Origin of the sequence: Streptomyces sp. NBC_01390 (assembly GCF_045040105.1) — a bacterium.
Classification (GTDB): domain Bacteria; phylum Actinomycetota; class Actinomycetes; order Streptomycetales; family Streptomycetaceae; genus Streptomyces.
In genome coordinates this window covers 1202550-1228629 of the sequence record NZ_CP109551.1, presented here as the reverse complement: position 1 = coordinate 1228629, position 26080 = coordinate 1202550, and the positions used below count along the sequence as shown (strand labels likewise).

At 70.9% G+C, this 26080-nt stretch carries 16 protein-coding genes; 4 read left to right on the top strand and 12 right to left on the bottom strand.

What is annotated here, in order from left to right; genetic code table 11:
* Positions 1 to 212 precede the first annotated feature (212 nt).
* Positions 213 to 827: a hypothetical protein gene (locus OG241_RS05220; protein WP_405813941.1), complete on the top strand. Its 615-nt coding sequence runs from the start codon at positions 213 to 215 to the stop codon at positions 825 to 827.
* A 102-nt stretch (positions 828 to 929) separates the two neighbouring features.
* On the top strand, positions 930 to 2663 hold the full coding sequence (locus tag OG241_RS05215) for a hypothetical protein (RefSeq protein ID WP_405813940.1): 1734 nt from the start codon (positions 930 to 932) through the stop codon (positions 2661 to 2663).
* 192 nt (positions 2664 to 2855) lie between these two features.
* Here the strand turns inward: OG241_RS05215 and OG241_RS05210 are convergent, their stop codons facing one another.
* The 12 genes from OG241_RS05210 to OG241_RS05155 all read right to left on the bottom strand — a co-directional run bounded on the left by OG241_RS05210 (position 2856) and on the right by OG241_RS05155 (position 18876).
* Positions 2856 to 3401: a hypothetical protein gene (locus OG241_RS05210; RefSeq protein WP_405813939.1), complete on the bottom strand. Its 546-nt coding sequence runs from the start codon at positions 3399 to 3401 to the stop codon at positions 2856 to 2858.
* Between the two features lie 195 nt (positions 3402 to 3596).
* Positions 3597 to 4595, bottom strand: a complete 999-nt coding sequence (locus OG241_RS05205) for an ArsR/SmtB family transcription factor (RefSeq protein ID WP_405813938.1) — start codon at positions 4593 to 4595, stop codon at positions 3597 to 3599.
* A gap of 309 nt (positions 4596 to 4904) precedes the next feature.
* Complete coding sequence (locus OG241_RS05200) at positions 4905 to 5546, bottom strand: cutinase family protein (RefSeq protein WP_405813937.1); 642 nt, start codon at positions 5544 to 5546, stop codon at positions 4905 to 4907.
* A gap of 82 nt (positions 5547 to 5628) precedes the next feature.
* Positions 5629 to 6864: a PucR family transcriptional regulator gene (locus OG241_RS05195; protein ID WP_405813936.1), complete on the bottom strand. Its 1236-nt coding sequence runs from the start codon at positions 6862 to 6864 to the stop codon at positions 5629 to 5631.
* Positions 6865 to 6986: 122 nt separating this feature from the next.
* On the bottom strand, positions 6987 to 7925 hold the full coding sequence (locus OG241_RS05190; RefSeq protein WP_405813935.1) for an alpha/beta hydrolase: 939 nt from the start codon (positions 7923 to 7925) through the stop codon (positions 6987 to 6989).
* A 22-nt stretch (positions 7926 to 7947) separates the two neighbouring features.
* On the bottom strand, positions 7948 to 11958 hold the full coding sequence (locus tag OG241_RS05185; protein ID WP_405813934.1) for a beta-ketoacyl synthase N-terminal-like domain-containing protein: 4011 nt from the start codon (positions 11956 to 11958) through the stop codon (positions 7948 to 7950).
* A complete protein-coding gene (locus tag OG241_RS05180) occupies positions 11955 to 13706 on the bottom strand; it encodes a fatty acyl-AMP ligase (protein ID WP_405813933.1) in 1752 nt (583 codons plus the stop codon). Before OG241_RS05180 ends, OG241_RS05185 begins: the two co-directional genes overlap by 4 nt.
* Before the next feature lie 80 nt (positions 13707 to 13786).
* Positions 13787 to 15349 (bottom strand): acyl-CoA carboxylase subunit beta, encoded by a 1563-nt coding sequence (locus tag OG241_RS05175; protein ID WP_405826055.1) that lies wholly within the window; start codon positions 15347 to 15349, stop codon positions 13787 to 13789.
* A 194-nt stretch (positions 15350 to 15543) separates the two neighbouring features.
* Entirely contained in the window at positions 15544 to 16425 is an 882-nt protein-coding gene (locus OG241_RS05170; protein ID WP_405813932.1) for a metal ABC transporter permease, read from the bottom strand.
* Entirely contained in the window at positions 16422 to 17300 is an 879-nt protein-coding gene (locus OG241_RS05165; protein WP_405826053.1) for a metal ABC transporter ATP-binding protein, read from the bottom strand. The genes OG241_RS05170 and OG241_RS05165 overlap by 4 nt, the downstream gene beginning before the upstream one ends.
* A gap of 26 nt (positions 17301 to 17326) precedes the next feature.
* Positions 17327 to 18262 carry a metal ABC transporter solute-binding protein, Zn/Mn family gene (locus tag OG241_RS05160; protein WP_405813930.1) on the bottom strand — a complete coding sequence of 312 codons (936 nt, stop codon included), beginning with the start codon at positions 18260 to 18262 and terminating at the stop codon, positions 17327 to 17329.
* A 155-nt stretch (positions 18263 to 18417) separates the two neighbouring features.
* Complete coding sequence (locus OG241_RS05155) at positions 18418 to 18876, bottom strand: pyridoxamine 5'-phosphate oxidase family protein (RefSeq protein WP_405813929.1); 459 nt, start codon at positions 18874 to 18876, stop codon at positions 18418 to 18420.
* A 439-nt stretch (positions 18877 to 19315) separates the two neighbouring features.
* Between OG241_RS05155 and OG241_RS05150 the strand changes: the two genes are divergently transcribed.
* Together OG241_RS05150 and OG241_RS05145 are read left to right on the top strand one after the other, a co-directional pair.
* Positions 19316 to 23587, top strand: a complete 4272-nt coding sequence (locus OG241_RS05150; RefSeq protein WP_405813928.1) for a HAMP domain-containing protein — start codon at positions 19316 to 19318, stop codon at positions 23585 to 23587.
* A gap of 106 nt (positions 23588 to 23693) precedes the next feature.
* Entirely contained in the window at positions 23694 to 26075 is a 2382-nt protein-coding gene (locus OG241_RS05145) for a SpoIIE family protein phosphatase (protein WP_405826051.1), read from the top strand.
* The last annotated feature ends 5 nt before the right edge of the window (positions 26076 to 26080 follow it).

Below are 26080 nucleotides of genomic sequence, written 5' to 3'. Positions count from 1 at the left end.
CAGAACCGAACAGAAGGAATCGAGCTGACGGCATGCTTGATGACAAAAATGAACACGTCAAGATGGTGTGCAAGTTCCGTTGTGGTGAGCGGACTTGGTGCAGTTCGTTGACGTGCCGGAAACAGCTGGCTAGCCTCCGGGCAACCTGGGAAAGCGCTTTCAGGAAACCGTCGTCCCCCTACGCGACGGCTCATCCCCCCACAGGAGCCCCCATGAGTTCACAGCGAGTTTCTTGGCGCAACAAAGCGGTGGTGGCCGCCCTGGCAGCCGCGATGGTGGCAGGCCCCGGCATCGCACAGGCGGCCCCGCAACCCGCCCCGGCGGCCGGCGAACGGGCGGCGGCGGCCACCATCACCTGGTCCCTCGTACGGGCGAGCAACCCCACGACGGACCAGCAGTCCGCATACAACCTCATCACCACGGCCATGAACGCGGCCGTGGCCCGTTACAACAACCTCAGCGACCTCGGAAAGACCATCACCGTCCGCTACGAGCCCGGCGTCCCCACCGCCGACGGCAACATCAACGGCACCATCCGCTTCGGCGGCAACCGCAGCTACATGACCGAGCGGACCGCTCTGCACGAGATCGCCCACACCATAGGCGTGGGCACCAGCTCGGGCTGGTCCTCCCTGGGCGGCAGTGGCACCTGGACCGGCTCACAAGCCACGGCCCTGGTAAGGCAGTTCGACGGTGCCGGCGCCAAACTGTCCACCGGCGGCGGCCACTTCTGGCCCTACGGCCTGAACTACGAGAACGAGTGGTCCGGCACGGCGGCCGACCGCCACGTCCGGATCGTCGCCGCCATGAAGAACGACGGGCTGTAACCGGCGACAACGGTTGGTGCCTGATGACAAAGGTGCCACCGGGAGCTGCGTTCTTGTGAGCACCGCCTGAGCGGGTGGTTCGCGCGGTCCTACGGTCCCGCTATGAAGACGAGTCGCAGCAGAAGGACGCCCTTCACAGGGCTGCGCGGCACCGCGCTCGCGGTGCTGCTCACCACCGGGACGCTCACCGCGGTGGCCCCGGAGGCGCACGGCGAGAGCGTGCGCACCGAGGCCCCCGTGGCGACGTCGAACCCGGCGGTCGCCGGCGTGACGGAGACGGTGGTCCGGGTGAAGGCGCCGCTGCCGGCGTCCTTCGGGGCCCGGCCGGCGGCGTGCGACTGGCTGTCCTATCTGCGCTACCGCTCCTCCGCCGGGCCCACGAAGTCCGGCGACGCCGACCGGATCCTCGTCGCCCAGCCGGGCATCCTGGAGGGCGCCGGAGCGTTCGACAGCGTCGCCCGCAACACCGTGGCGCGCGCTGCCGAACAGGGCCGGCACATCGAGTTCTGGGCCCTGGACCGGCGCTCCAACTGCATGGAGGACCACACCGGCATCGACTCCGGCGACCAGCACACGGCCGTCGACTACTACTACCGGGGCAAGCAGGTCGCGGGCCGTACGTTCGCCGGATTCGCCGGCAACGACAAGCTCGGATGGATGGCGAAGCTCGGCATCGAGCAGACCGTCCGTGACCAGTACACCCTGCTCACCACCGAGTTGCCCGACCAGGGCCTACGCGCACGGAAGGTGCTGTGCGGCGGGCACTCCCTGGGCGGTGTGATCACCGGGTACTTCGCGGTCGCCGACTTCGACGGCGACCCGGCCACCACCGCCGACGCAGGGCACCGCCAGTGCGCCGGCTACTTCGCCCTCGACACCACCGTCTCCACCTCGCTCGCCGACCTGAGCGGCAGCATCCCGGACGACACCAACCTGCCCGACATCGGCCTCGGTTACGGCGTGGTTCAGGCCGGGCTCGACAGCGGACTGCTGCCGCGCTCACTGTCGGCGCCGGTCCTGCTGAACGCCGAGACGATGACCCTGCTGGCCATCGCCGGTGTCGGCGCGACACGGGACCCGGGCGGCGAGGCCGACCTGCCGTCGTATCTGCCCGCCAACGTCAACATCGAGGCGACGAACCGCTTCCTGTTCGCCAAGGACACCGCCGCCTTCCTGACGGGCTCACCCGCCGTGAAGGACTTCCGGCTCACCAACGAGACGGTGCTCGGCGCGCTGATGGACGACAACTCCGTACCGCTGGCCTTCCTGCAGAGCAGCGTGGGGTTCTTCGACGGCGGGCCGATCTCGGACAAGTCCTTCCCCGTGGCGAACGGGGGCGACGAGCAGCCGGGGCTGTTCGGTATCGCGTACAAGGCCATCCCCGACCGGCCGCACGGGCCGCTCTACATCTGGCGGAACTACGACCGGGTCGGCGACCCCGACGACCCGGGGTACCGGTCGGCCGACGGAACACCGTTCACCGGCGCCGGCAAGGAGGTCACCGACATCCAGGAGCTGGCCCGCAGCCTCGCCCAGCAGCCGCTCGACTTCACCGAGCAGTACTTCCCGACCAAGCTGATCACCGACCTCGAACTGGCCACCTCCCCGCAGGTGAAGCGGCTCGTCGTGCACCCGGAGGGGCTCACCGCGAACCCGACGCTCACCGTCCTCGCGGGCGACGGACTGCTCGCCGGCCGGGTCCCCACCGACCTCCACCCCGTGGTCGCCGACGGCTACCAGCACCTCGACGTACTGACCGCCGGACCCGCACAGAACAACGGCCGCCCGGAACCCGTCTCCACGAGCCTCACCGAGTTCGCGCGGGACCCGAAATAGCTTCCTCCCATGGAAGAAGAGCCCGGGAGGATTCTCCTCCCGGGCTCTTTCCCGTACTCCGCAAGTGCGTGTTTCCGATCCCCGGTTCCTAGTGGCCGTGGTCGGCGCGGCGGAGTGTCCGGAGTACGGGTGGGGCGGATGTCGACCACCGAACTTGACTCGCGCTCAAACGCGAATCACCTGACCACTCAGTCAGCAGTTCTTGACCCAGTGGACCCAGTACCAGGGTGCGTCGTCGTCCGCGCTGAAGGCGCCGCTGTCATGCCAGCCCGAGACGCCGTTGTTGTCCAGGAAGTTGGCGACGGTACCGGTCGTCTGGTTGTTGATCCACGACCCGTTGGCGGTCCATGGAATGCGGTAAAGGGCGCACTTCCACATGGGTATCGGAGTACCGGTGTAATTCCGCCCGCTGTAGGCGCAGAAGTAGCCGTAAGCGACAGGTAGGGCGCAGGGGTCGGCCAGCACCCCGTTGGTCATGTCGCGGGGATGTGCTTCGCCGGGAAGAGCCACGAACATCAGATGCTTGCCGCCCAGGTCGATCACATTGGCGGCCACCTGCTTTCCTCCTGTCTGGGCGAGATACCGGCCTACCTCGCCCTGGAGTGCCGCCGTCTGAGTGGCGGTGAGGCCTGCCTGCTTGGCCTGGGAGGCATAGGGACTGATATCGGCGGGAGTACTGGCTGATGAGGCGCCGGCGCTGAAGCTCAGAGCCAGAACTGCCGCAGCAACGGCGAGCATCGCCTTGACCCTCGACAATCTGCTTTGCACAGTTACGTCTTTCCGATTCGTGTAACGGATTCGGTGCGTCAGTCCGCTCTCAGGAGGTTCCTGGGATCCCGGCGTTCGACATCCGTGATCAACGCCCGTCGAAGCGTAGGCTCCGCCGGGGGACAGTCGCCAAGGTTTCGATGACCGTCGAAACGTGCCGGCCGGTCAGCCGAGGAAGCTCTGCCCAAGCAGGGCGATGCCCAGTGACGTGACGGTGTGGAGGACCGCCTTGCCTTCGTGCCGGGTGGTGATCAAGTGGGCATTGCGCAGCACCGTCGCATGGTGGCTCGCGGTCGCCGGCGAGATGTTCACACGGCGGGCCAGCTCCGTGGTGCCGCATCCGCCGACGGCCGCCCTCAGTACCGCGGCCCTGGTGCGTCCCAGCAGGTCGTCGAGCGACTGGGCGGTGGACTCGCCGATGCCTTCCCACAGTGAGGTGTTGAGTGAGGTTCCACTGAGGGTGGGGACGGCCAGCGTGGGTGCTTGGGCCGGGTCCAGTGCCGAATACAGAAGTTCGATCTGCGGTGTGGAGAACACTGTGGGTGCGATGACGAGACCTCGCCCGCTCAGGTGGATGTCCGCATCGTGCGGGTGAACGACTTCGAGCACGGGTGGCCGCCAGCGGGCAAACGGGCCGCAGTGCGTGGTGAAGAGCTGTTCCACCCCGCCGTCAGCCATCGTGCCCACGTAAGCGGCACGGACCTCACTCAGATGAGAGCGCACCCTGCTCCAGAAGGGCGCGACGGTGACACTGTGGCAGGCCCTGAGCGCCGCAGTCACCTGGAGGCGAGCTTCCCGGTCATTGTCCATCAGGTTCCGGGCCCAGGACCGGTGTGAAGGGTGGAAGTCGATGTTCTCCAGCTCGAGGCGCAGCAGAGCGCGGGGCGCCGCCATGAAGTTGTCCACCGCCTCGTCGATGGATGCCGTGTCTCCCATCAGACTCATCGCGTCGAGCAGCGGACCACGCATGGGCAGCAACGCGGCAACCGGGCCGGCCTGACCGCCCAGCCGTCCACGCACCGACAACTGCCAACGGCGGAAGGCGGGACTGGCGTCGCGATCCCTCAACAGCCTCACACTGTCGAACGTCTCCGCCGCCACGCCGATCGTCGTGGCCACACGGGTCCGCGCCAGGTCCTCCGCCGTGAAGTGAATGCGTTTCACCGAGCACCCCGTCATCAACTCACTGTTTGGCCAACAGCAGTCTCAGACCCAGACGGAAGTCGTACAACGATCAATCTGGCCACACCCGGGCGGACGCCTCTACCAGGTGGCGGGTCCGAGCGAAGCCACGGCGACACGTCGACCGCCAGGACCGGGCGCCCGCCGTCGAAACGCGGCAGCGGGCAGCCCGGTCGGCATGGTCCGCAGTCGGCCGGTGTCGACAGGTGAGCGAACCAGTTCGAGACGCCGTTCGAGGCCGGTAGAAAAGGAACGCCAAGGCGGTCGGCTACGGCCGTGGGCTCGCGCGGCTCAGACCTTGGTCGCCGCGAAGTCGGCCGCCGCGGCGGCGTTCGCCGTGTAGCCGAGGTGGGCCAGTACGTCGCCCCCGCCGTTCTCACAGATGGGGTCACCCTTGGCGCAGAAGTCGATGGTGCGGCTCTGGTAGGTGCCGGTGACGCTCTTGCCGATGGCCCGGATCGGGTTGCCGAACAGCAGCACCGCGGCGACCCTTCCTTCCAGTGCGGCGGGAATGGTGGCCACGATCGGGCTGCCGACCACCGCGCCGGCGCTGCTGATTCCGATGGAGTTGTCGACGACGTTTGCGCCCTGCGAATAGCCGACGAGCACGAAACGCTGGTTCGGGCACGCCGTCGCCTGGCCCCTGACGTGGTTCACCAGATCCGAGTTTCCCTGCGCGGCCGAGGTGAGCGAAAGGTCCGCGGGGTAGTTCACCTTGTAGCTGGACAGGCTTTTGCCCGTCAGTTTCCTTTGGAGGGCGGAGTACACCGGGTCGCCGACGATCGCGCCGAGCGTGCCCGGCTCGAACGTGCCGCGAGCTGCGACGACGTCGATGTCGCTACAGGCGGCGGCGGTGGCGGCGGGTGCCGAGAGGGTGGTCAGTCCGGCCCCGCCGACGAGTGCGAGCGCGGCGAGACAGAAGCGGATACGCATGGGGGATCCTTTGCGGGTCGGGCGCGGTCAAGCGCCTATGAGAAAGGACGTCCCGAACGTATTAGTGTTGACGCACCGAGAGTTATGGACGGGAATTCAGGAATTCCTCGTTTTTTTGTGCCGACGTGAGTGCCAGAATCAGCTCCAGGCGGTTTCCCGGGTCGTGCAGGGCCTCACCGAAGAGCTTCTCCAGCTGGCGCAGGCGATAGCGGACCGTCTGCGGGTGGACGTGGAGGCGGGCGGCGACCTCGGGCACGTTGCTGCCGCTGAGCAGCCACGCGAGCAGTGTCTCCGCGAGCCTGCCGCGCGGCTGCTCGGAGACCCCGTCGAGGGGAGCGAGGGCGCGGGTCCGGAGCAGGTCGAGCATGGGTTCGTCGCTGTGCAGCAGCAGGGTCGACAGATGGTCGGCGCAGCGCACCACCCCCTGCCGGGGGAGTATCCCGCGCCCCATCAGCCCGAGGGCCCGGACGGCCCAGCGCAGCGACCTGGCCGCCTCGACGAGGGGGACCGTCGGCCCGATCGCCGCCGGCCGCCCCCGTAGGGCGAGCGTGAACGCCCGGCCGCCGAAGCCGCCCGAGCCGTCCGGGTCTGGCACCAGCATCCGTGGCGGCCGGGACTCCATGTCCACCAGCGCCCCGGCGGCGGCCAGCGGCCGCTCCTCCCGCTGGTCCGACGGGGCCGCGAGGACGACGACCGCGACGTACGGCGGTACGGACCAACGGGCGCCGTGCGCCAGGTCCCGCACCGCCTCCGGTAACACCGGCTGCTCGCCCAGTAACAGCGCGAGCAGCCGCCCCCTGCGGCGTTCCAGCTCGTCCGCGCTGCGCAGCTGCCCCTCCGCGTACCCCGCCGCCGCTGCCTCGGCGACCTCGTGCACGGTCCGGAACGCCAGCTCGCCCAGCCCGGCCATCACCGAGGAGTCCAGCCCGAGTTCCTCGGTCGTACGGCCCAGCAGCCGCCAGGCGTGCAGCCCCCCGACCCGCAGCGCGGACTGCAGCGTTTCGAGGCTGTGGCCCTCCAGCGCCTCGCCGCGCCCCAGCTCGTGGTAGATCGCGGTGATCGAGTCTCCCCGGCAGCACGGATCGGCGATGTGGTCGACGAACAGGGTGAGCGCCTGGACGACCCCGGATCTGAGGAGTGCGCGGCTCGCTCCGTCGGCCGACCGGACGGCGTACTCGGGGACCTGTCTGCGTACCTCCTCCTCCACCTCGTCGGCGACGGCCTCCAGCTGGTTGCGCAGCAGTCTGGCCAGTTCGGGCGGTACGGCGGCGGCTCCGGGGCCGTCCGGTTCACCGTGCGGGGCGGCGGGGGTCGCCACGGAGGGCCCTCCTTTCACCCGGAAGAGGCTCACCCTCGGGTTGGTGCCCGTGGGGCGAGGGACAAGTCCTGGGTTGGACGGACGTCCCCTGCGCTCCGTTCCGTGCCCCGACGGTACCGGCCTCACTCGGGCAGCCCCAGGCCCCTGGCAAGCATCGGCCAGGACGCCCTGAACTCGCCCCTCCAGTAGGCCCAGCTGTGTCCTCCGCCCGGGTAGTAGTGGGTCGTGACCGGGACGCGGAGCAGTGCGAGCGTGTCGGTGAAGGCGTGCGCGGAGAGCCACAGGGCGCTCTCCAGCGCCTCGGGCAGCCAGTCACCGGTGCCACCGACGACTCCGCTGCCGCTGGAGACGTACAGGGGGGTGCCGCGCAGCCCCTCGGCGCGGGACCGCGGGTTGAAGTCGCGCCAGGTGAGGAGGTTCAGGAAGGGATTGCCCCACAGGGAGCCGGGCGCCAGGTTCTCGCGGGCCACGATGGCGTCCACCAGCGGCGGCACACCGGGTGCCATGGTGTCGAGGATGCCGCTGTACGAGGCCGCCGCCGCGAACATGCCCGGATGGCGTGCCGCGTGCGACATGGCGCCGTAGCCGCCGGTGGAGACACCGGCGACGGCCCGGACACCGGAGGCCCGGTACTGGCGGGCGAGCAGCGCGGGCACCTCCGTGAGCTGGAAGACCTCGTAGTCGGGGCCGCCGCGCCAGGCGCTGGGAATGCCGGTGGGGCCCGCGTCCGGCATCGCCACGATCAGGTCCCTGCCCTCGGTGAAGGCCTCGATGTCCGTCTCCCGGGTCCAGGACGTGTAGTCGTCGTGGGCGCCGTGCAGCAGATACAGCACGGGGTAGGTCCGCCCCGTCTGCGTGCCGAAACTCGACGGCAGGATCAGCCGGACCGGTGCGCTGCGGCCCAGGGCGGGGGACGACACGGTGATGTCCAGGGTGCGGGCGGAGAGCGGGGTCGCGGCTCGGGCGGTGGCGGCTCTGCTGCCGAGCAGCGCGGTCAGACCGACGGCCGTGGCGGCCTTGGTGACAGCGCGTCGGGACACTCGGGTGCTGGGACGGTCCATGGTCTGCTCCTCGTCGTCCGGTTCAGCGGCTCTGTTCGTCGAGTGCGCGCCGCAACCCGGCGGCGATCTCGTCCACGCACGGCGGGTCGAGCAGCGACAGATGGTGCCCCGCGACCGCTACGACCGTCAGCCGCGGGCACACCTCGTCCCAGCCGAGCGACTCGTCGTCCCGTTCGTACGCGGGGTCGCGCACGGTGTGCGGGGCGGGCTCGGTGGCCCGGTACAGGACCACCCGCCCGTCGTAGGTCCCGGGCCGGTGGGCCTCACCGATCCTCAGGTCCAGGTAGGAGGAGCGCTGGTGCTCCAGAGCGGCGGGCGGTATGTCGGCGACCTCGCGCAGGGCCCGCAGCACGATGTCGATGCGCTCGCTGTCGTCGTCCATCGCGAGCAACTCGTCGTACGGCAGCTCCAGTTGGGCGCCGTACGCGTCGGCGACGTGACCGGCGAAGCCCTCGAAGTGGGCGCGGATCCGGTCGCCCGGAGTGTCCCCGGGCCGGGGGAGGGGCCGTACGGAGTCGATGAGCGCCACGAGTTCCACGTCCCGCCCGGCGGCGCCGAGTTGCCGTGCCGTCTCCTGGGCGACGAAGCCTCCGAAGGACCAACCGCCCAGCAGACAGGGCCCGGTGGGGTGCGCGGCGGTGACGGCCTCGGCGTAGCGGCGCGCTTTCTCGGTCACCGTACGGGCGTCCGGGAGCCGTTCCAGTCCGTACACCGGCCGCTCCTCGCCGAGCCGTTCGACCAGCGCCCGGTAGACGTCGGTCGTGCCACCGGCGGCGTGGACGAGGAAGAGCGGGGGCCGGGAGCCCCCGGCGCGCAGGGTACGCAGGGAACCGGCCGACTCGCCGGTCGGGAGCGCCTGTTGGAGCCGGTCGGCCAGCGACTGGACGGAGGTGGCGCCGAGCAGCTCGCGCAGGGGCAGCTCGATGCCGAACTCGGCTTCCAGCGCGGTGCGGACACGGACCGCCATTAGGGAGTCCAGGCCGAGGTCGGCCAGGACGGTGGAGGGCGTGAGGCGGGTCGTCGGGTGGCCGGTGACGGCGGCGATGTGATGACGCAGCCGGCCGGAGACGGACGGGTCCGGCACGCGGGCCTCTTCGGTCACCGTGCCGGTCGCGGACGTTGTGGGCGTTGCGGATGTGGTGGGCGCCGCGCGCCCGTCCGTCCACCAGTGCCGGACATGCCGCCAGCGCGGCGCGGGCAGGTCGATGACGCGGCCCGGAGGTGACGACAGGCGCCCGCCCGCGCAGTACAGGGCGCCGACCCGGGCCAGAAATCCGGCACCGCTGTCGTCGTCGCGGCGCAGGGTGCCGATGGCGAGGGCGCCGGGCGCGGTGTCGAGGACGGCCCTGGTCAGGACAGGGTGCGGCGAGATCTCGACGAAGGCGGTGTGACCGTCGGCCGCGGCAGCCGCGACGGCCCGGTCCAGGCGTACGGGCCGCCGCAGGTTCGCCGCCCAGTGGGCGGCGTCGAAGAGGGAGTCGTCGCGTGGGTCGTCCAGGACGGTGGAGTAGACGGGGACCCGGGGACGGCCGCCCCGGACGTCGGCCAGGGAGCCCGTCAACTCCGCCAGCAGCGGCTCGACTTGGGGTGAGTGCCCGGCGCCGACGACACGCAGGGCGCGAGCGGTCCGCCCCTCCTGCTCCAGCCGCCGCACGAGCCGGGTCACCGCCGGCTCCTCCCCGGCGACGATCTTCTGCAGGGGCGAGGAGTGCACGGCGACGCAGACACCGGGGAAGTCCCGTGCCAGGACGTCGAGTTCACCGTCGGCGAGGTCGACGACAGCCATGGCGCCGCCCCGCAGTCCGCTGAGCAGCCGGGCCCGTACGGCGATCACCCGGGCGGCTTCCGACACCTCCAGGGCGCCCGCGCACACCGCCGCGGCCACCTCACCCACGGAATGGCCGATGACGGCGGCGGGTTCGACACCGTACGAACGCCACAGCTCGGCGAGGGCCAACTGCAGCCCGAACAGCACGGGTTGGGCGACCTCCAGGCGGTCGAGGTCGCGGCCGTCCGCCAGGTGCTCGTACAGGGACAGCCCGCACTCCGGGGCGATCTGCGCATCGAGCTTCTCCACCGCGGCGGCGAAGGCGGGTTCCTCGGCCAGCAGCCGCCGCCCCATGCCGACCCACTGGCTGCCGTACCCGGAGTACACCCACACCGGACCGCGCCCGACGAGATCCCGCTCGCCTGTCACAACTCGCGAGTGCGGATCTCCTTGCCCCAACGCCCGCAGCCCGTCCGCCAGTTCGTCGCCGTCGCGGGCGACCACCGCGGCGCGCACGGTACCCCGCCCGACACGTCCGGCGAGCGTGCGCGCCACGTCGGCGGGGTGCGCGGCGCCGCCCTCGGGCGTACGGAGCCAGTCGGCGAGCCGCGTCGCGGTGTCCCGCAGACGGACGGTGTCGACGTCGGAGAGGAGATGGAGGCGGGCGACCGGTTCCTCCTCCTGGGGAGACGGCAGGACGTCGGGCCGCCATTCCTCCAGTACCGCATGGGCGTTGGTGCCGCCGAACCCGAACCCGGACACCCCGGCGGTGGCCGTACCGCCGTAGCGCGGCCACGGCTCGCACTCGGTGACCACCCGCAGCCGTTCGTCGTCCAGGGCGCTCCCCTCCGCGCAGTGCAGGGACGGCGGAACGGTGTCGTGGTGCAGCGCGAGGACCGTCTTCACCAGCCCGGCGATGCCCGCTGCGGACTCCAGATGGGCGAGGTTGCCCTTGACGGAGCCGAGCAGCAGCGGCTGGTCGGGGTCGCGGCCCGCCCCCAGTACGGCACTGAGCGCGCCCGCCTCGATCGGGTCGCCGAGCGGGGTACCGGTGCCGTGCGCCTCGACGTGGTCGACGTACGCCGGATCGAGCCCGGCGCGGGCGTAGGCAGTGGCCAACAGGGCTTTCTGGGCTGTGGGGTTGGGCGCCAGGAGGCCGTTGGAGCGGCCGTCGGAGTTGACGGTGGTGGCGCGGATGACGGCGAGGACCCGGTCGCCGTCCCGCTCGGCGTCGGACAGCCGCTTGAGCAGCACGGCCGCGCATCCCTCGCCGCGCCCGATGCCGTCGGCCGCCGCCGCGAACGGCTTGCACCGCCCGTCCGGCGCGAGAGCCCCCGCCCGCCGGAACGCCACGCCGACGGTCGGCGAGAGCAGCAGGTTGACCCCGGCGGCGATCGCCGTGTCGCTCTCACCGGTGCGCAGGCTGACACAGGCCTGGTGCACGGCGACCAGCGAGGACGAGCAGGCGGTGTCGACGGCCATGGCCGGCCCCCGGGTGTCCAGTACGTAGGCCAGCCGCCCGGCGGTCACGCTGGGCGCCGCGCCGGCGGGCGCCCAGGGGTCGACGGCCGTCGGGTCGGCGCCGGTGAGTGAGCCGTACTCGGCGGCGGAGACGCCGACGAAGACACCGGTGGCACTGCCGGCGAGGGAGGCGGCGGGGACGGCGGCATGGTCGAGGGCTTCGTGGACGACCTCCAGCAGGATCCGCTGCTGCGGGTCCATCACCGCGGCCTCGCGCGGGGTGACACGGAAGAAGTCGGCGTCGAACCCGGCGATGTCGTCGAGGTAACCGCCGTACAGGGGTGCCTCGGCGGGCGGGAACGGGGCGAAGTCGCGCCAGCGGTCCTCGGGGACCCGGCGGACGGCATCGACACCGTCGGTCAGCAGCCGCCAGTAGTCGCCCGGCCCGTGCACACCCCCGGGTAGCCGGCAGCCGACCCCGATGACCGCCACGGGTTCGTCGGCCGGGGGCGGGGGAGGGGCCGGTCTGTCCACCGGGTCGGGGCCGGCCGCCGTCCCTGGTTCCGTGCGGCACAGGTACTCCACCAAGGCCTCACCGGTGGGTGCCTCCCACAGCAGCGTCGCCGACAGCTCACGACCGGTCGCCCGCGAGAGGTCCCCGGCCAGCACGACCGCGTCCCGCGACGACATTCCGAGGTCCGCCAGCGGCCGGTCCATGGGCACGTCCCCGGGAGCCGTACCGCTCCAGGCGGCCACCCGCTCCCTGACCAGCTGACGTGTCCGGCCTTTGTCGGCGCCCCTCACGCGGCCGGCTCCGGCGTGTAGGCGCCCTCCAGATAGCGTCGCCGGGTCAGGGCCCGTGCCACCTTGCCGCTCGACGTACGGGGCACGGTGCCCGGCGGCACGAGGACGACGTCGGCGAGCCGCAGCCCGTGCCGGGCCGAGACGGCCGCGCGCACGGCCCGCACCAGCCCCGGTACGTCGATCTCCGTGAGCCCGACGCTCCGTACGTGCTCGGCCACGACGACCACCCGCTCGCCCTCGTCACCCGGCACCCCGAACGCGACGAGCCGGTCGCGCCGCACGACCGGGTCCGCGTCCTGCACCGAGGCCTCCACGTCCTGCGGATAGTGGTTGCGGCCGTCGACGACGATGAGGTCCTTCAGTCGCCCGGTGACGATCAACTGCCCGTCCAGGAACGTCCCCAGGTCGCCGGTGCGCAACCAGTGACCGCGGTCGGCCGGGTCGTCGGCGAACGTGGCACCGAACACCCGCCGGGTCTGCTCGTCCCGATTCCGGTAGCCCCGACCCACGTTGGGACCCTGCACCCAGATCTCGCCGACCTCTCCCTCGGTCAACCGGGCGCGTGACACGGGGTCGGCGATACGGACCAGCTGCCCCGCCGGAGTCCCGCAGCCGGCCAGCGTCACGGCTTCCGGATCGTCGGCCCGCGCGAGCAGGGCCTTCCCGGCGGTGAGCGCGTCACGGTCGAGCGTGAACCTGCGGAGCGGCTCCCCGGGCCGGGCGGCGCTGACGAAGACGGTGGCCTCGGCAAGCCCGTACGACGGACAGTGGGTGTCGGGCGCCAGTCCCTGGGCGGCGAAGGCGGCGTGGAAGTGGTCGGCGGTGCCGGGGCGGACCGGCTCGCTGCCGTTGAGCAGCGCGGCGACACCGTCCAGCCGCAGTTCCCTCTTCTGGGCGTCGGTGACGGCCGAAGCGCAGTAGTCGTAGGCGAAGTTGGGGGCCGCGCTCAGTGCGCGCGGATGCGCGGCGAGCAGCCGCAGCCAGCGCACCGGCTCGTGCAGGAACGCGGCGGGATCCATCAGCACCGACAGCAGTCCCCGCTCGACGGGAGCGGCGACACTCAAGACGAGCCCCATGTCGTGGTAGAGCGGCAGCCAGCCCACACAGGTCACCGGACGCTCGTCCACGCCGTAAGCGGCCAGCGCCTGACGGGCGTTGGCGACGACATTGCCGTGACTGATTTCCACGCCGGCCGGGGAACGGGTCGAGCCGGACGTGTACTGGAGGTAGGCGATGGCATCGTCGTCAGGTGCGACCGGCAGGAAATCCGCGACGTCGTCGGGCACTTGGTCGACGGCGACGATCCGCACCGGCAGACGGGCACAGAAGTCCCGTACCTCATCAAGAACCTGACTGGTCGTCAGTACTAGCGCCGGGCACGCGTTGTCCAGCACGGCCGCGAGCCGGTCACCGTGCCCGGACAGGCCCGGCGGATACAGGGGTACGGCGACCAGCCCGGCCGTGAGCGCCGCCAGGAAGGCGGTGACGTACTCCCTACCCTGCGGGCAGAGCAGCGCCACCCGGGTTCCGGGCTCGGCCTCTTCGGTGAGCCGGGCGGCCAACGCCCTTACCCGTAGGTCCAGTCGGCGCCAGGTCAGGGTGCGGTGGACGCCGCGCGACCGCGGGGCGGGATGGTCGACGAAGGTGAACGCCCGGCGGTCGGGGGTGGTTTCGGCCCAGTGCCGCACGTACTCCGGCAGACTCCGGGGAGCAGTGGCGGGGGCGAGCGGGGGGCGGCGGCTGTCCATCGGGCATGGCTCCTCACATCGCGGGAACGGCGGGAACGGCGGAACAGCGGGATTCGGTCGGCTCGGAGGCCTCGTGCGGTTCAGAGCGGGATGTTGCCGTGCCTGCGCGTCGGCATCGGGGCGCGCTTGCCGCGCAGCGCGCGCAGGGCACGGACGATGTGGTCCCGGGTGTCGCGCGGGGCGATGACGGCGTCGACGTACCCGCGTTCGGCGGCCAGGTAGGGCGTCCCGTGCGTGCTCTCGTACGCGGCGACGAGGCCGGCCCGCAGCGCGTCCGGGTCGGCGGCGGCGGCCAGTTCACGCCGGTGCAGGACACCCACCGCGCCCTCGGCGCCCATGACGGCGATACGGGCGCTGGGCCAGGCGAGGTTGATGTCGGCACCCAGATGCTTGGAGCCCATCACGGCGTACCCGCCGCCGTACGCCTTGCGCACCACCACCGTGACCTTCGGGACGGTCGCCTCGGCGTACGCGTACAGCAGTTTGGCGCCGCGCCGGATGATCCCGGCCTGCTCCTGACGGACGCCGGACAGATAACCGGGGACGTCGGTGAAGGTCAGCAGCGGGATGCCGAACGCGTCGCAGAACCGCACGAACCGCGCCGCCTTCTCGGAGGCGTCGATGTCGAGCACACCGGCGCTGTGGAGCGGCTGGTTGGCGACGACACCGACGGAGGCGCCCTCGACGAGGGCCAGCGCGCAGATGATGTTCGGCGCGAACAGCTCCTGGATCTCCAGCAGTTCACCGCCGTCGACAACCGCGTGCAGGATGTCCCGCATGTCGTAGGCCTGCCCGAGCCGGTCCGGCACGACCTCGTCGAGACACCGGTCGGTGGGCGCCGCCACGGGCGCGTACTGCGGAGGCCGCTCCAGGTTGTTGGCGGGCAGGTACGACAGCAGGTCCCGTACGGTGTCGAGGGCCTCCACCTCGTCGGCGGCGAGGAAGTGGGCGTTGCCGTTGACGGAGTTGCTGGTGCGGGCGCCGCCCAGGTCCTCGGCGCTGGTGCGTTCCCCGGTGACCGCCTCGATGACGTCGGGCCCGGTGACGAACATGTGTGAGGCGCCGTCCACCATCACGGTGAAGTCGGTGATGGCCGGCGAGTAGGCGGCCCCGCCCGCGCACGGCCCGAGCACGACCGACAGCTGGGGGATCACCCCGGACGCCTGGACATTGCGGCGCACCAGCTCGGCGTAGAGGGCGAGCGAGGCGACGCCCTCCTGGATACGGGCGCCACCGCCGTCGTTGAGCCCGATCACCGGGCAGCCGGTCCTCATCGCGAGGTCCATCAGGGCGACCGTCTTCTCCCCGAATGCCTCGCCCATGCTGCCGCCGAAGACCGTGGAGTCCTGGGCGAACACACAGACGGCACGTCCGTCGACCGTGCCGTGCCCGGTGACCACCCCGTCCCCGTACGGGCGGGGGGTGCCGTCCCCGGTGGGCCGGGCCCGGACGAACATCCCGGTCTCGGTGAACGATCCCTCGTCGAGCAGCAGGTCGATCCGCTCGCGGGCGCCGTACTCCCCGCGTCTTCCCGGCCCGCCCTCCGTCAGCGCCCGCGACCGGCGGCTCTCCAGAACGGTGATGCGGTCGGCGGTGCGGTCGGGCAGATGTGCGTCCCAGGATGTTGTCGCCTCTAGCGTCACAGCCACCTCCGAAAGTGGCTTTCGAATATGGCAGCGACGATGGAGGGGCCCGGGTCAATCACCGTTCTGTGTGCGCGAGGTGAGTCCCAGGGGACCGGGCTTCGTCCGTGTGTGACAAGGGCCGGTGCGGGAGGGGCCGCGTCCCAATCTCCGGACATCCGGATCACCGGACATTCGGATCCGGAGATCCGGTGTCAGGCGGGCTGCGGGACCGTCCTCCGGTCTCCCCAGCGCCGGGTCCGGTAGGCGCCGGCCAGGCGGCACAGCGCGTAGATGGAGAACGAGATCGTGGTGACGTACGGGCTGATGGGGATGGAGCTGCCCAGGGCGAGCAGGATGCCGCCCTCGACGGAGAGCACGGCGAACACCACGCTGAGCAGCGGCAACAGAACCGGGGACGCGGTGACGCGCGCGGCGGCCGCGGCGGGTGTGACGACGAGGGTCAGGACCAGCAGAGCGCCGACGACCTGGACCGACAGGGCGACGGTGAGACCGAGCACGAGCATGAAGGCGAAGGACAGTCCGCGCACCGGCACACCACGGGCGGCGGCGACGTCCGGGTCGGCGCTGGCGAAGGTCAACGGGCGCCAGATGACGACCAGGGCGACCAGGACCAGGGCCGAGGTGCCCAGGAGCCAGGTCATCTGCGGGGTGTCGACGGCCACGATCTGCCCGGTGAGCAGGCCGAACTTGTTGGCCGCCCGGCCCTTGTAGAGAGCGAGGAAGAGCACGCCGAGCCCGAGACCGAACGGCATGAGGATGCCGATCGCCGAGTTGCGGTCACGGGCCCGCGCGCCCAGGGCCCCGATCGCGCCGGCCGCGAGAAGCGAGCCGACGATCGAGCCCCCCACGATGTTCACACCCAGCAGCAGGGCCGCCGACGCGCCCGCGAAGGACAGTTCGCTGATGCCGTGCACCGCGAACGGCAGGTCGCGCATGATGACGAAGACCCCGGCCAGTCCGCCGACCAGGCCGAGCGCGGCACCCGCGATCAGGGAGTTGCGGACCAGCGCCAGGAGTTCGCCGTAGTTGTCGAAGCTGAAGATCTGGTGCCAGACCCCCTCGGCGAGCGTCATGGGTGCACTTCCTCGGTCTGGCGGACCACCCCGTGGGCGGTCTCCTGGGCGTGATGCGGGGGAGTGGCCGGTCCGTCGGGGGCGCCGACGACCACGACCCGCCCCCGGACACGGACGACGTCGACCCGGGTGCCGTACAGCTCCGACAGCGACTCGGAGGTGAGCACCTCGTCCGGTGTGCCGATCCGGTGACGGCCCGGCGCCAAGTACAGGACGCGGTCGACCAGGCCGAGCACGGGGTTGATCTCGTGGGTCACGAAGACCACGGACGTGCCGTGGGACCTGCGGCGGGCGTCCACGAGTTCGGTGACGGCCCGCTGGTGGTTCAGGTCGAGGGAGAGCAGCGGCTCGTCGCAGAGCAGGATGCGCGGATCGGTGGCCAGGGCCTGCCCGATCCGGACGCGCTGCCGTTCGCCGCCGGACAGCATGCCGAGGGGGACGTCGGCGTACGCGGTGGCTCCGACGGAGGCGAGGATCTCGTCGACCCGCCGACGGACGGCGCCCGTCCGCAGCCGGGGTCCGAAGCGGTGCCCGTCGATGCCGAAGCGCACGAGATCGCGGGCCCGCAGCATCGCCTGCGCGGACACCTCCGCCTGCTGAGGGACGTATCCGAGGTACCGGCCGGCCTCGCGCGGGGAGCCGCCGAGGACGGTCAGTGTTCCGGCGGACAGGGGCTGCCGGCCCAGCAGGGCCCGGACGAAACTGGTCTTGCCCGATCCGTTCGGCCCGAGCACGGCCAGGAACTCGCCCGGCCGTACGTCCAGGTCGAGGCCCTGCCACACCACACGGGCGCCGTACGACAGTTCGGCGCCGCGCAGACTGACCACGGCCCCGGAGCCGCTGCCCCCGGCGGGCCCCTCGGCCTGACGGGGCAGGGGTACGGCGGCCGGGGCGGGCTGCCTCACTTGGCGAGCGCGCTCGCGAGCGCGTCGACGTTGGAGGTCATCCAGCCGAGGTAGTCCTTGCCCGCGGGCAGGGTCTCGGTCACGGGTACGACGGGGATGCCGGCCGCCTCGGCCGCGGCCTTGGACTTCTCGGTCTGCGGGCCGGAGGTCTGCTCGTTGTAGACCAGCGCTCCGACCTGCTTGTCGCTGAACACGGCCAGCGTGGCTTGCAGGACCCTGGGAGAGACGTCGTCGCCCTCTTCGATGGCCTCGCTGAACGCCGGGGGCGTCTTGTTCACCAGCCCGCTCGCGGTGGTCAGGTAGAGCGGCACGGGTTCGGTGATGGCGACGCCCTCGCCGGCGTGCTCCTTCTTGATCCGGGCTTCCTTCGCCTCCAGCGCCGTGAGTTTGGCCTTGAAGGCCTCGGCGTTCCTGGTGAAGAGGGCGGCGTCGTCGGCGTCGGCCTTGCCCAGCGCCGTGGCGACACGGTCGACGATCTTCGCGACGGTCGGGAAGTCGTACCAGACGTGCTCGTTGAGCTCGCCGCCTTTCGGGGCGGTCTTCCCGGAGACCTTGACGGCGTTGACGACCTCGGCGGAGGAGCCGCCGCTCTTCAGCATCCGGTCGACGAAGTCGTCGTAGCCGCCGCCGTTCTCGACGACGACCTTCGCCTTGGACAGGGCCAGCTGGTTCTGGGTGTTGGCCTCGTAGGAGTGCGGGTCCTGGTCGGGGTCGCTGATGATCGAGGTGACGTCGACCTTCGCGCCGCCTATCTGTTCGACGATGTCGCCGTAGACGTTCGTAGAGGCGACCACGACGATCTTGGACGAGGCAGCCGGTTCCTGCGCACCGCTCCCGTCACCGCCGGAGTCCGACGAGCTGCCGCACCCCGTCAGGAGGGCCAGTGAGGCGCCGGTGATCAGGGCGAGGCGCCGGGACGGGGACGGGGACATGGATCCTCCACGACAGGTGGTCAGCAAGGGTGCGCTCGCCACAGTAGATGGAAATGAATGTCAAAAACATCGCCGGATCCAATCGATATGGAAACCATTACCAATACTTGACGTGCTGCGCAGGTGACAGGCGCCCCCCTCATGAGGGACGGGCGTCACAGCTTGCGGAAGTCCCAGGAGACGGTCTTCGCCGGGGTCAGACGGATCCACGCATGCCGGCCGTCGTGCGGCATTTCCTCCAGGCCGAAGTTCTTGCGGGCGAACAGCGGTTCCAGCAGGGCGAGTTCGGGACACGGCTCGCCGGAGCGGGGTATCTCGCCCACGAACTCCACGGTGCCCGACAGCTCGGCGCCACGCAGCTCCCCGTACCCCTCGCCGGAGTCGACGACGACCGCGACGCGCGGATCGCGACGAAGGTCGGCCCAGCGCTTGCTGCGCACGATGGAGTACAGCCACAGCGAGGTGCCGTCCCAGGCGAACCAGAGGGCACTGACATGCGGGGCGCCGTCACTCGACAGTGTGGCGACCCGGCACATGCGCTGAGTGGTGAGGAACTCGTCCAGCTCGTCCGGCGTCATCATGATCTTCCGGCTTCTGCGCTGAGTCGCGGCCATGCGGGGCCTCTCTTCTCTCACGTCATGGCGCCAGGCCGTCCTGCCGTCCTGGCGTCCGGCCGACAGGGTGGGGCATTTTCGGTGAGCCCGCAATGGCCGAGAGGCCCCCCGCGCAGGTGGGCCTGGCACGACGCGCACCGGCCGGAACCCACCGGTCCGGACAGGGCGCCGAGGGCACTGTGAGCGGCGGAGCCGAACCGGCACGAGTGCCCAGTGTTCGTTCGTGTAATCCGCCTGATGCAGGTCTTTTTCGGCCGACCGATATCTCCGCGCCAGGCTTTGGTCGTGTGCCCGAAGCTGAGTTAATCTTCACCGGATTTTCTCATCCGGCCGGTCGGCGAACTGCGGAAACGCGGTCGGTGAGCGGGCCTTCCACCGGCCCGGCGCGGGTTCCGAGTCCTCGCCGTGAGGGCTCTTGGGGAGCGGAACGAGGGTGCGCATGAGCAGCAGGACGATCGAGGCCGTCGACCGGGCCCCGGGCGAGCAGGAGCTACGGCAGCTCCTGGCCGGACTGACCGCCGTACGGGACGGCGACTTCGGCACCCGGCTGCCGTCCGACGGCGAGGGGCTCCTCGGCGACATCGCCACGGTGTTCAACGGCATGGTGGACCAACTGTCCGTGTTCACCTCCGAAGTGACGCGGGTGGCGCGCGAGGTGGGCACCGAGGGCACCCTCGGCGGCCAGGCCGAGGTGCCGGGGGTCTCGGGCACCTGGGCCGACCTGACCGACTCGGTCAACGCCATGGCGGGCAATCTGACCACCCAGGTGCGTGACATCGCGCAGGTGGCGACCGCGGTCGCCAAGGGCGACCTGTCGCAGAAGATCGACGTCCCCGCGCGGGGCGAGATCCTTCAGCTGAAGGAGACCGTCAACACGATGGTCGACCAGCTCTCCGCGTTCGCCGACGAGGTCACCCGGGTGGCCCGCGAGGTCGGCAGCGAGGGCCGGCTCGGCGGACAGGCCCAGGTGCCCGGAGTCGGTGGCGTCTGGCGCGACCTGACCGATTCGGTCAACTTCATGGCGGGCAACCTCACTTCCCAGGTTCGCAACATCGCCCAGGTCACCACGGCGGTCGCTCAGGGCGATCTCTCGCAGAAGATCACGGTGGATGCCCGTGGGGAGATTCTGGAGCTGAAGAACACCATCAACACGATGGTGGATCAGCTCTCCGGTTTCGCCGACGAGGTCACCCGCGTGGCCCGTGAGGTCGGTACCGAGGGCCGGCTCGGCGGACAGGCCGACGTCAAGGGCGTGAAGGGCACCTGGCGTGACCTCACGGACTCCGTCAACTTCATGGGGGGCAACCTCACTTCGCAGGTCCGCAACATCGCCCAGGTGGCCACGGCGGTGGCTCAGGGCGATCTCTCGCAGAAGATCACGGTGGATGCCCGTGGGGAGATTCTGGAGCTGAAGAACACCATCAACACGATGGTGGATCAGCTCTCCGGTTTCGCCGACGAGGTCACCCGCGTCGCCCGCGAGGTCGGCACGGAGGGCAATCTGGGCGGACAGGCGATCGTCCGGGGCGCGTCGGGGACCTGGAAGGACCTGACGGACAACGTCAACGTGATGGCGTCGAACCTGACCGGCCAGGTCCGCTCGATCGCCCAGGTCGCCACGGCCGTCGCGCGCGGCGACCTCTCCCAGAAGATCACCGTCGAGGCCAAGGGCGAGGTCGCGGCTCTGGCGGACGTCATCAACACCATGGTCGACACGCTCTCCGCGTTCGCCGACGAGGTCACCCGCGTCGCCCGCGAGGTGGGCACCGAGGGACGCCTCGGAGGCCAGGCACACGTGCCGAACGTCGCGGGCACCTGGAAGGACCTCACCGACAACGTCAACTCGATGGCCAACAACCTCACCGGGCAGGTCCGCAACATCGCCCTGGTGACGACGGCGGTCGCGAACGGCGACCTGTCGAAGAAGATCGACGTCGACGCCCGCGGCGAGATCCTGGAGCTGAAGACCACCATCAACACGATGGTCGACCAGCTGTCGTCGTTCGCCGCCGAGGTCACCCGCGTCGCCCGCGAGGTCGGCAGCGAGGGCCAACTCGGCGGACAGGCCGAGGTGGAGGGCGTCGAAGGCACCTGGAAGCGGCTGACGGAGAACGTCAACGGACTCGCCGGGAACCTCACCCGCCAGGTCCGTGCCATCGCCGAGGTGACCAGTGCCGTCGCCGAGGGCGACCTGACCCGCTCGATCACCGTGGAGGCCTCCGGTGAGGTCGCCGACCTCAAGGACAACATCAACTCCATGGTGGAGTCCCTGCGGGAGACCACCCGGGCCAACCAGGAGCAGGACTGGCTCAAGACCAACCTCGCCCGGATCTCCGGCCTGATGCAGGGCCACCGTGACCTGCCCGTCGTCGCCGAGCTCATCATGGACGAACTCGCGCCGCTGGCCTCCGCCCAGTACGGCGCCTTCTACCTCGCCGAGGACACCGAACGCGGCCCCGAACTGCGGCTGGTGGGCTCGTACGGCTATCCGGACGACACCGACCGGCCGGACCGCATCCCCGTCGGACGCTCCCTGGTCGGACAGGCCGCGCGCAACCGGCGCCCCATCAGCGTGGAGGAACTGCCGCCGGGCTACGTGACCATCTCCTCCGGTCTCGGACAGGCCGTGCCCAGCGCCCTGGTGGTGCTGCCCATCGTGGTCGAGGACCAGGTGCTCGGGGTCATCGAGCTGGGCTCCGTCACCGCCTTCACCCAGATCCACCAGGACTTCCTCGCCCAGCTGATGCCGACCATCGGCGTCAACCTCAACACCATCGTGGCCAACGCCCGCACCGACGAACTGCTGGGCGAGTCCCAGCGGCTGACCGCCGAACTGCAGGCCAGGTCGGAGGAGTTGCAGGTGCAGCAGGACGAACTCCAGCGCTCTAACGCCGAACTGGAGGAGAAGGCATCCCTGCTGTCCTCGCAGAACAGCGACATCGAGGCCAAGAACCTGGAGATCGAGCAGGCACGGCAGGAGCTGGAGACGCGCGCACAGGAGCTGGCGCTGGCCTCGAAGTACAAGTCGGAGTTCCTGGCGAACATGAGCCACGAACTGCGCACCCCGCTCAACAGCCTGCTGATCCTGGCCCAGTTGCTGGCCCAGAACCCCTCGCGCAACCTCACGCCCAAGCAGGTCGAGTACGCGGGCATCATCCACTCGGCGGGCTCGGACCTGCTGCAGCTGATCAACGACATCCTCGATCTGTCCAAGGTCGAGGCGGGCAAGATGGACGTCACCCCCGAGCGGGTCCCGCTGCGCAAACTGCTGGAGTACGTCGAGGCGACCTTCCGGCCGATGACGACGCAGAAGAGCCTGGACTTCACGGTGGCCACCGCCCCGGGCACGCCCGCCGACCTGCTCACCGACGACTCCCGGCTGCGCCAGATCCTGCGCAACCTCCTGTCGAACGCGGTGAAGTTCACCGAACAGGGCAGTGTCGCCCTGCGCATCGAACCCGCCGCCGACCGGGAGGTGCCCGCCGGCGTCGTCCGCGGCGGTCCCGTCGTGGCCTTCAGGGTGCGGGACACCGGTATCGGCATTCCTCAGCAGCAACTGGAGACGATCTTCGGAGCCTTCCAGCAGGCGGACGGCACCACCAGCCGCAAGTACGGCGGCACCGGACTCGGCCTGTCGATCACCCGGGAGATCGCCCAGCTGCTCGGCGGCGCCGTCATGGTGGACAGCACGCCCGGCCAGGGCAGCACCTTCACCCTCTACCTCCCCGTGGCACGCGCCGACTTCGAGGAGGTGCTCGACGGCGGCGGCCCTCCGACGGAGCAGCACTCCCGAACGGCCGGCCGTGAACTCCCGTCCGTCTCCCGGCCGGACTCCGCTTCCCCCACGGCACCCGAACAGCGCCGACGCCGCCTCCTCGTCGTCGAGGACCGTCCGCGCGGACTGCTCACCCTCGTCGCGGAACGCGCGGTCGCGGACCTCGCGCCCGACGACGGCCGGCTCGGGGCGATCGACATCATCACGGCGATCGGGGCACAGGAGGCGGCGAGCACACTGGCCGCCGAGCCCTGCCACTGTGTCGTCCTGGAACTGGGGATGCCCGACGACGAGGGGACGCGTCTGCTGGACGCCATAGAGGGTGACTCGGCGCTGGCCGGCGTCCCCGTACTGGTGCACACCGGTCATCGCGTGGACCAGGCGCACGAGCAGGCGTTGCGCTCCCGTGCGGACGGCCGCCCGCTGGACTTCCTGTCCAGCCTGGACGAGCTGCGCGAACGGATCACCCTGCACCTGTCCGCCGAGGAGCCGGGCGACGTGCTGTCACTGGTCCGTACGGACGAGTCCCAGCGCCCGGCCGCACAGGTCGTCGACGGCGCCTTCGCCGGCCGTACGGTGCTCGTGGTCGACGACGACGCGCGCAACCTCTTCGCGCTGAGCGGGATGCTGGAGCTGCACGGCTTCAACGTCCTGCACGCCGACAACGGCCGCAAGGGCATCGAGATGCTGCTCGCCCATCCGGACATCTCGGTGGTCCTGATGGACGTGATGATGCCCGAGATGGACGGCTACACCGCCACCGCGGAGATCCGGGCCATGCCCCAGTACGCCGATCTGCCCATCATCGCCGTCACCGCGAAGGCCATGCCCGGCGACCAGGAGAAGAGCCTCGCCTCGGGCGCGAACGACTACGTCACCAAGCCGGTCGACACCAACGACCTCATCGGCCGCGTCCGGCGCTGGCTGTCCGTATGACGGGGAGCCGCACCGCCCCGCGCGCCGACCGACCGCGTGGTGTCCGAGGACACCCGAGCCGAGGAACAGGTCAACCGTGAGCATTCCCCATCCGCCGGCCGAGCCGCTGGACGCCGGACCGAAAGAGGACGACCACGCGGGGCAGCCCTCCCCCGTGGGCAGACTCGCGGCGACCGTCGAGCGACTGCGCCGCGAGGTGCAGACGGCCCACGCGGAAGCGGACGGCCGTGCCCTGATCGAGCTGGCCAAGGGCATCCTCGTCGAGCGGCTCGGGTGCGGGCCGTCGCAGGCGGCACGGCAACTCGCGGAGCTGACCGAGCAGGCGGGCGTGACACCCCTGGAATTCGCCGTCGAAGTCATCAACCAGGCCGCGCGTGACCGGCTCTCCGACGTGACGACGGCGCTCCTCGAGACCACGGCGGACCGCGCCGACGCCGCCCACCCGCCCAGGGACGGCTCCTTCGCCGTACGGCTGCGGACCGCCGAGAGCGGCGCGCTGGCCGCGCCCGACACGCAGGCCGTGGCCGACTCCCTGCTGGAACACGCTCTGACGCCGCTCGGCGCGGAAGCCGTGGCCATCTGGGCGCTGGGCGCCGACGGCTCCCTCACCCTGGCGGGCAGCGCCGGGTTCCCGGCCGCGGAGGCGGCACGCTGGCGCTATGTGCCGCCGGGCGTGGTCACGGTGGCCCGTCGAGGGCTCGGTGAGCGAGCGGGCCAGTGGATTTCCTGTCTGGCGGAGACCGGCCTGCCCTCCATCGGCCGGAGCCACCACGCCGACGGCGGCCGGGTCGCCCTGCCGGCGGGCACCGGCGGGCGGATCCACGGAGTCCTGGAAATCGTCTGGCCCACACCGCTGGGAGCCCAGCCTCCACAGATCGTCCGCCAGGTCGAGGCCCTCGCCGAACTGTGCGCGCACACCCTGGAGACCTACGCTCCACACCACCCCGACGCCGACACACGGCCCGGGATCCTGCCGGACGCCGCCGAACTCATGGACCTCGCCGACGGTCTCCACGACCCGGCGCTGGTGCTGGTTCCGCACCTGGACGCCACCGGGGAACTGGTCGACTTCCGTATCCACCACGTCAACATCCCCTTCCTCGACCCGGCCGGCCGGCCGCGAGGCGCCGTCAGTGGAGCCCTGCTCCTGGAGACGTATCCGATGGCCGCCGGCGAGAGCGAGTTGTTCGACCAGATCGAACGGGTCTATGCCACGGGTGAGCCGTTCCGCGCCCACCGGATGCGGCTCACGGCCCTGGTGGACGACGTGCCGCTGGCCTCGGTCGCCGATATCAGCGTCAGCCGGCACGGTGGCAGCGTCCTGCTCGTCTGGCGTATGGAGGACGAGACGGCACGGCTGGCGAGCCTGCTGCAGCACGCCCAGCGCCTCGGCCGCATCGGCGGTTTCGAGGAGAACCTCCTCACCGGCGAGATCACCTGGAACGGCCAGCTCTTCAGCCTCTACGGCAAGCCGTCCGTCAGCGGCCCGGTCCCGCTGGAGGATCTGCCCGCCCACGCCCACCCCGACGACGCGGTCGTCGTCGGCAGGTTCCTGCGCACCCTGCTGCACCACCGTCGCGCCGCGTCCGCCGCCTTCCGGCTCCAGCGGCCCGACGGCGTGACCCGGCACATCCGGGTGGTGGCCGAGCCGGTCCTCGACTCCGACGGCCGGCTGTTCGTCGTCCGGGGTGCCTACCAGGACATCTCCGCCCACCACTGGACGGAGGTCGCCCTCGCCGCCACCCGCGACCAACTCGCCCACTCCGAGCAGCAGGCCAGCGAACGCAACCGGCTCACCCTCCAGCTCCAGCACGCGATCATGCCCCCGGCGCAGGCCCCGCTGGAGGCCCCCGGACTGCGCGTGGCCGTCCGATACCGGCCCGCCGAGACCCAGCACCTGGTCGGCGGCGACTGGTACGACGCGGTGGTGCTGCCGTCCGGGCTGGTGCTGCTGTGCGTGGGGGACGTCGCCGGACACGGCATCGAGGCGGCCACCAGCATGGTCGTCCTGCGCAACGCGCTGCGCGGTCTCGCCGTGACAGGCGCCGGACCGGGCCAGTTGCTGTCCTGGCTCAACATGGTCGCCCACCATCTGACCGGAGTCGTCACCGCCACGGCGGTCTGCGGCCTGTACGACCCCGACCGCCGCACCCTGCGCTGGGCCAGGGCCGGCCATCTGCCGCCCGTCCTGGTACGCGGCAACGACGCGACGCCGCTGCCCCTGATCACGGGGCTGTTGCTCGGCGCCGCGCCCGAGGCGACGTACGAGGAACACGAGGTCCAACTGGCCGTCGACGACACGTTGTTGATGTACACGGACGGCCTGATCGAACGCCGGGACCGGTCCGTGGAAGAGTCGCTGGCCCAGCTGCTGCTGGCCGCGCGCACGGTACCGCCCACGCTGGACCAGCAGTTGGACCGCCTGCTCACCTACAGCAAGTCCGACACGGACGACGACACCTGCCTCGTCGGCGTGCGGGTGGCCTAGACCCA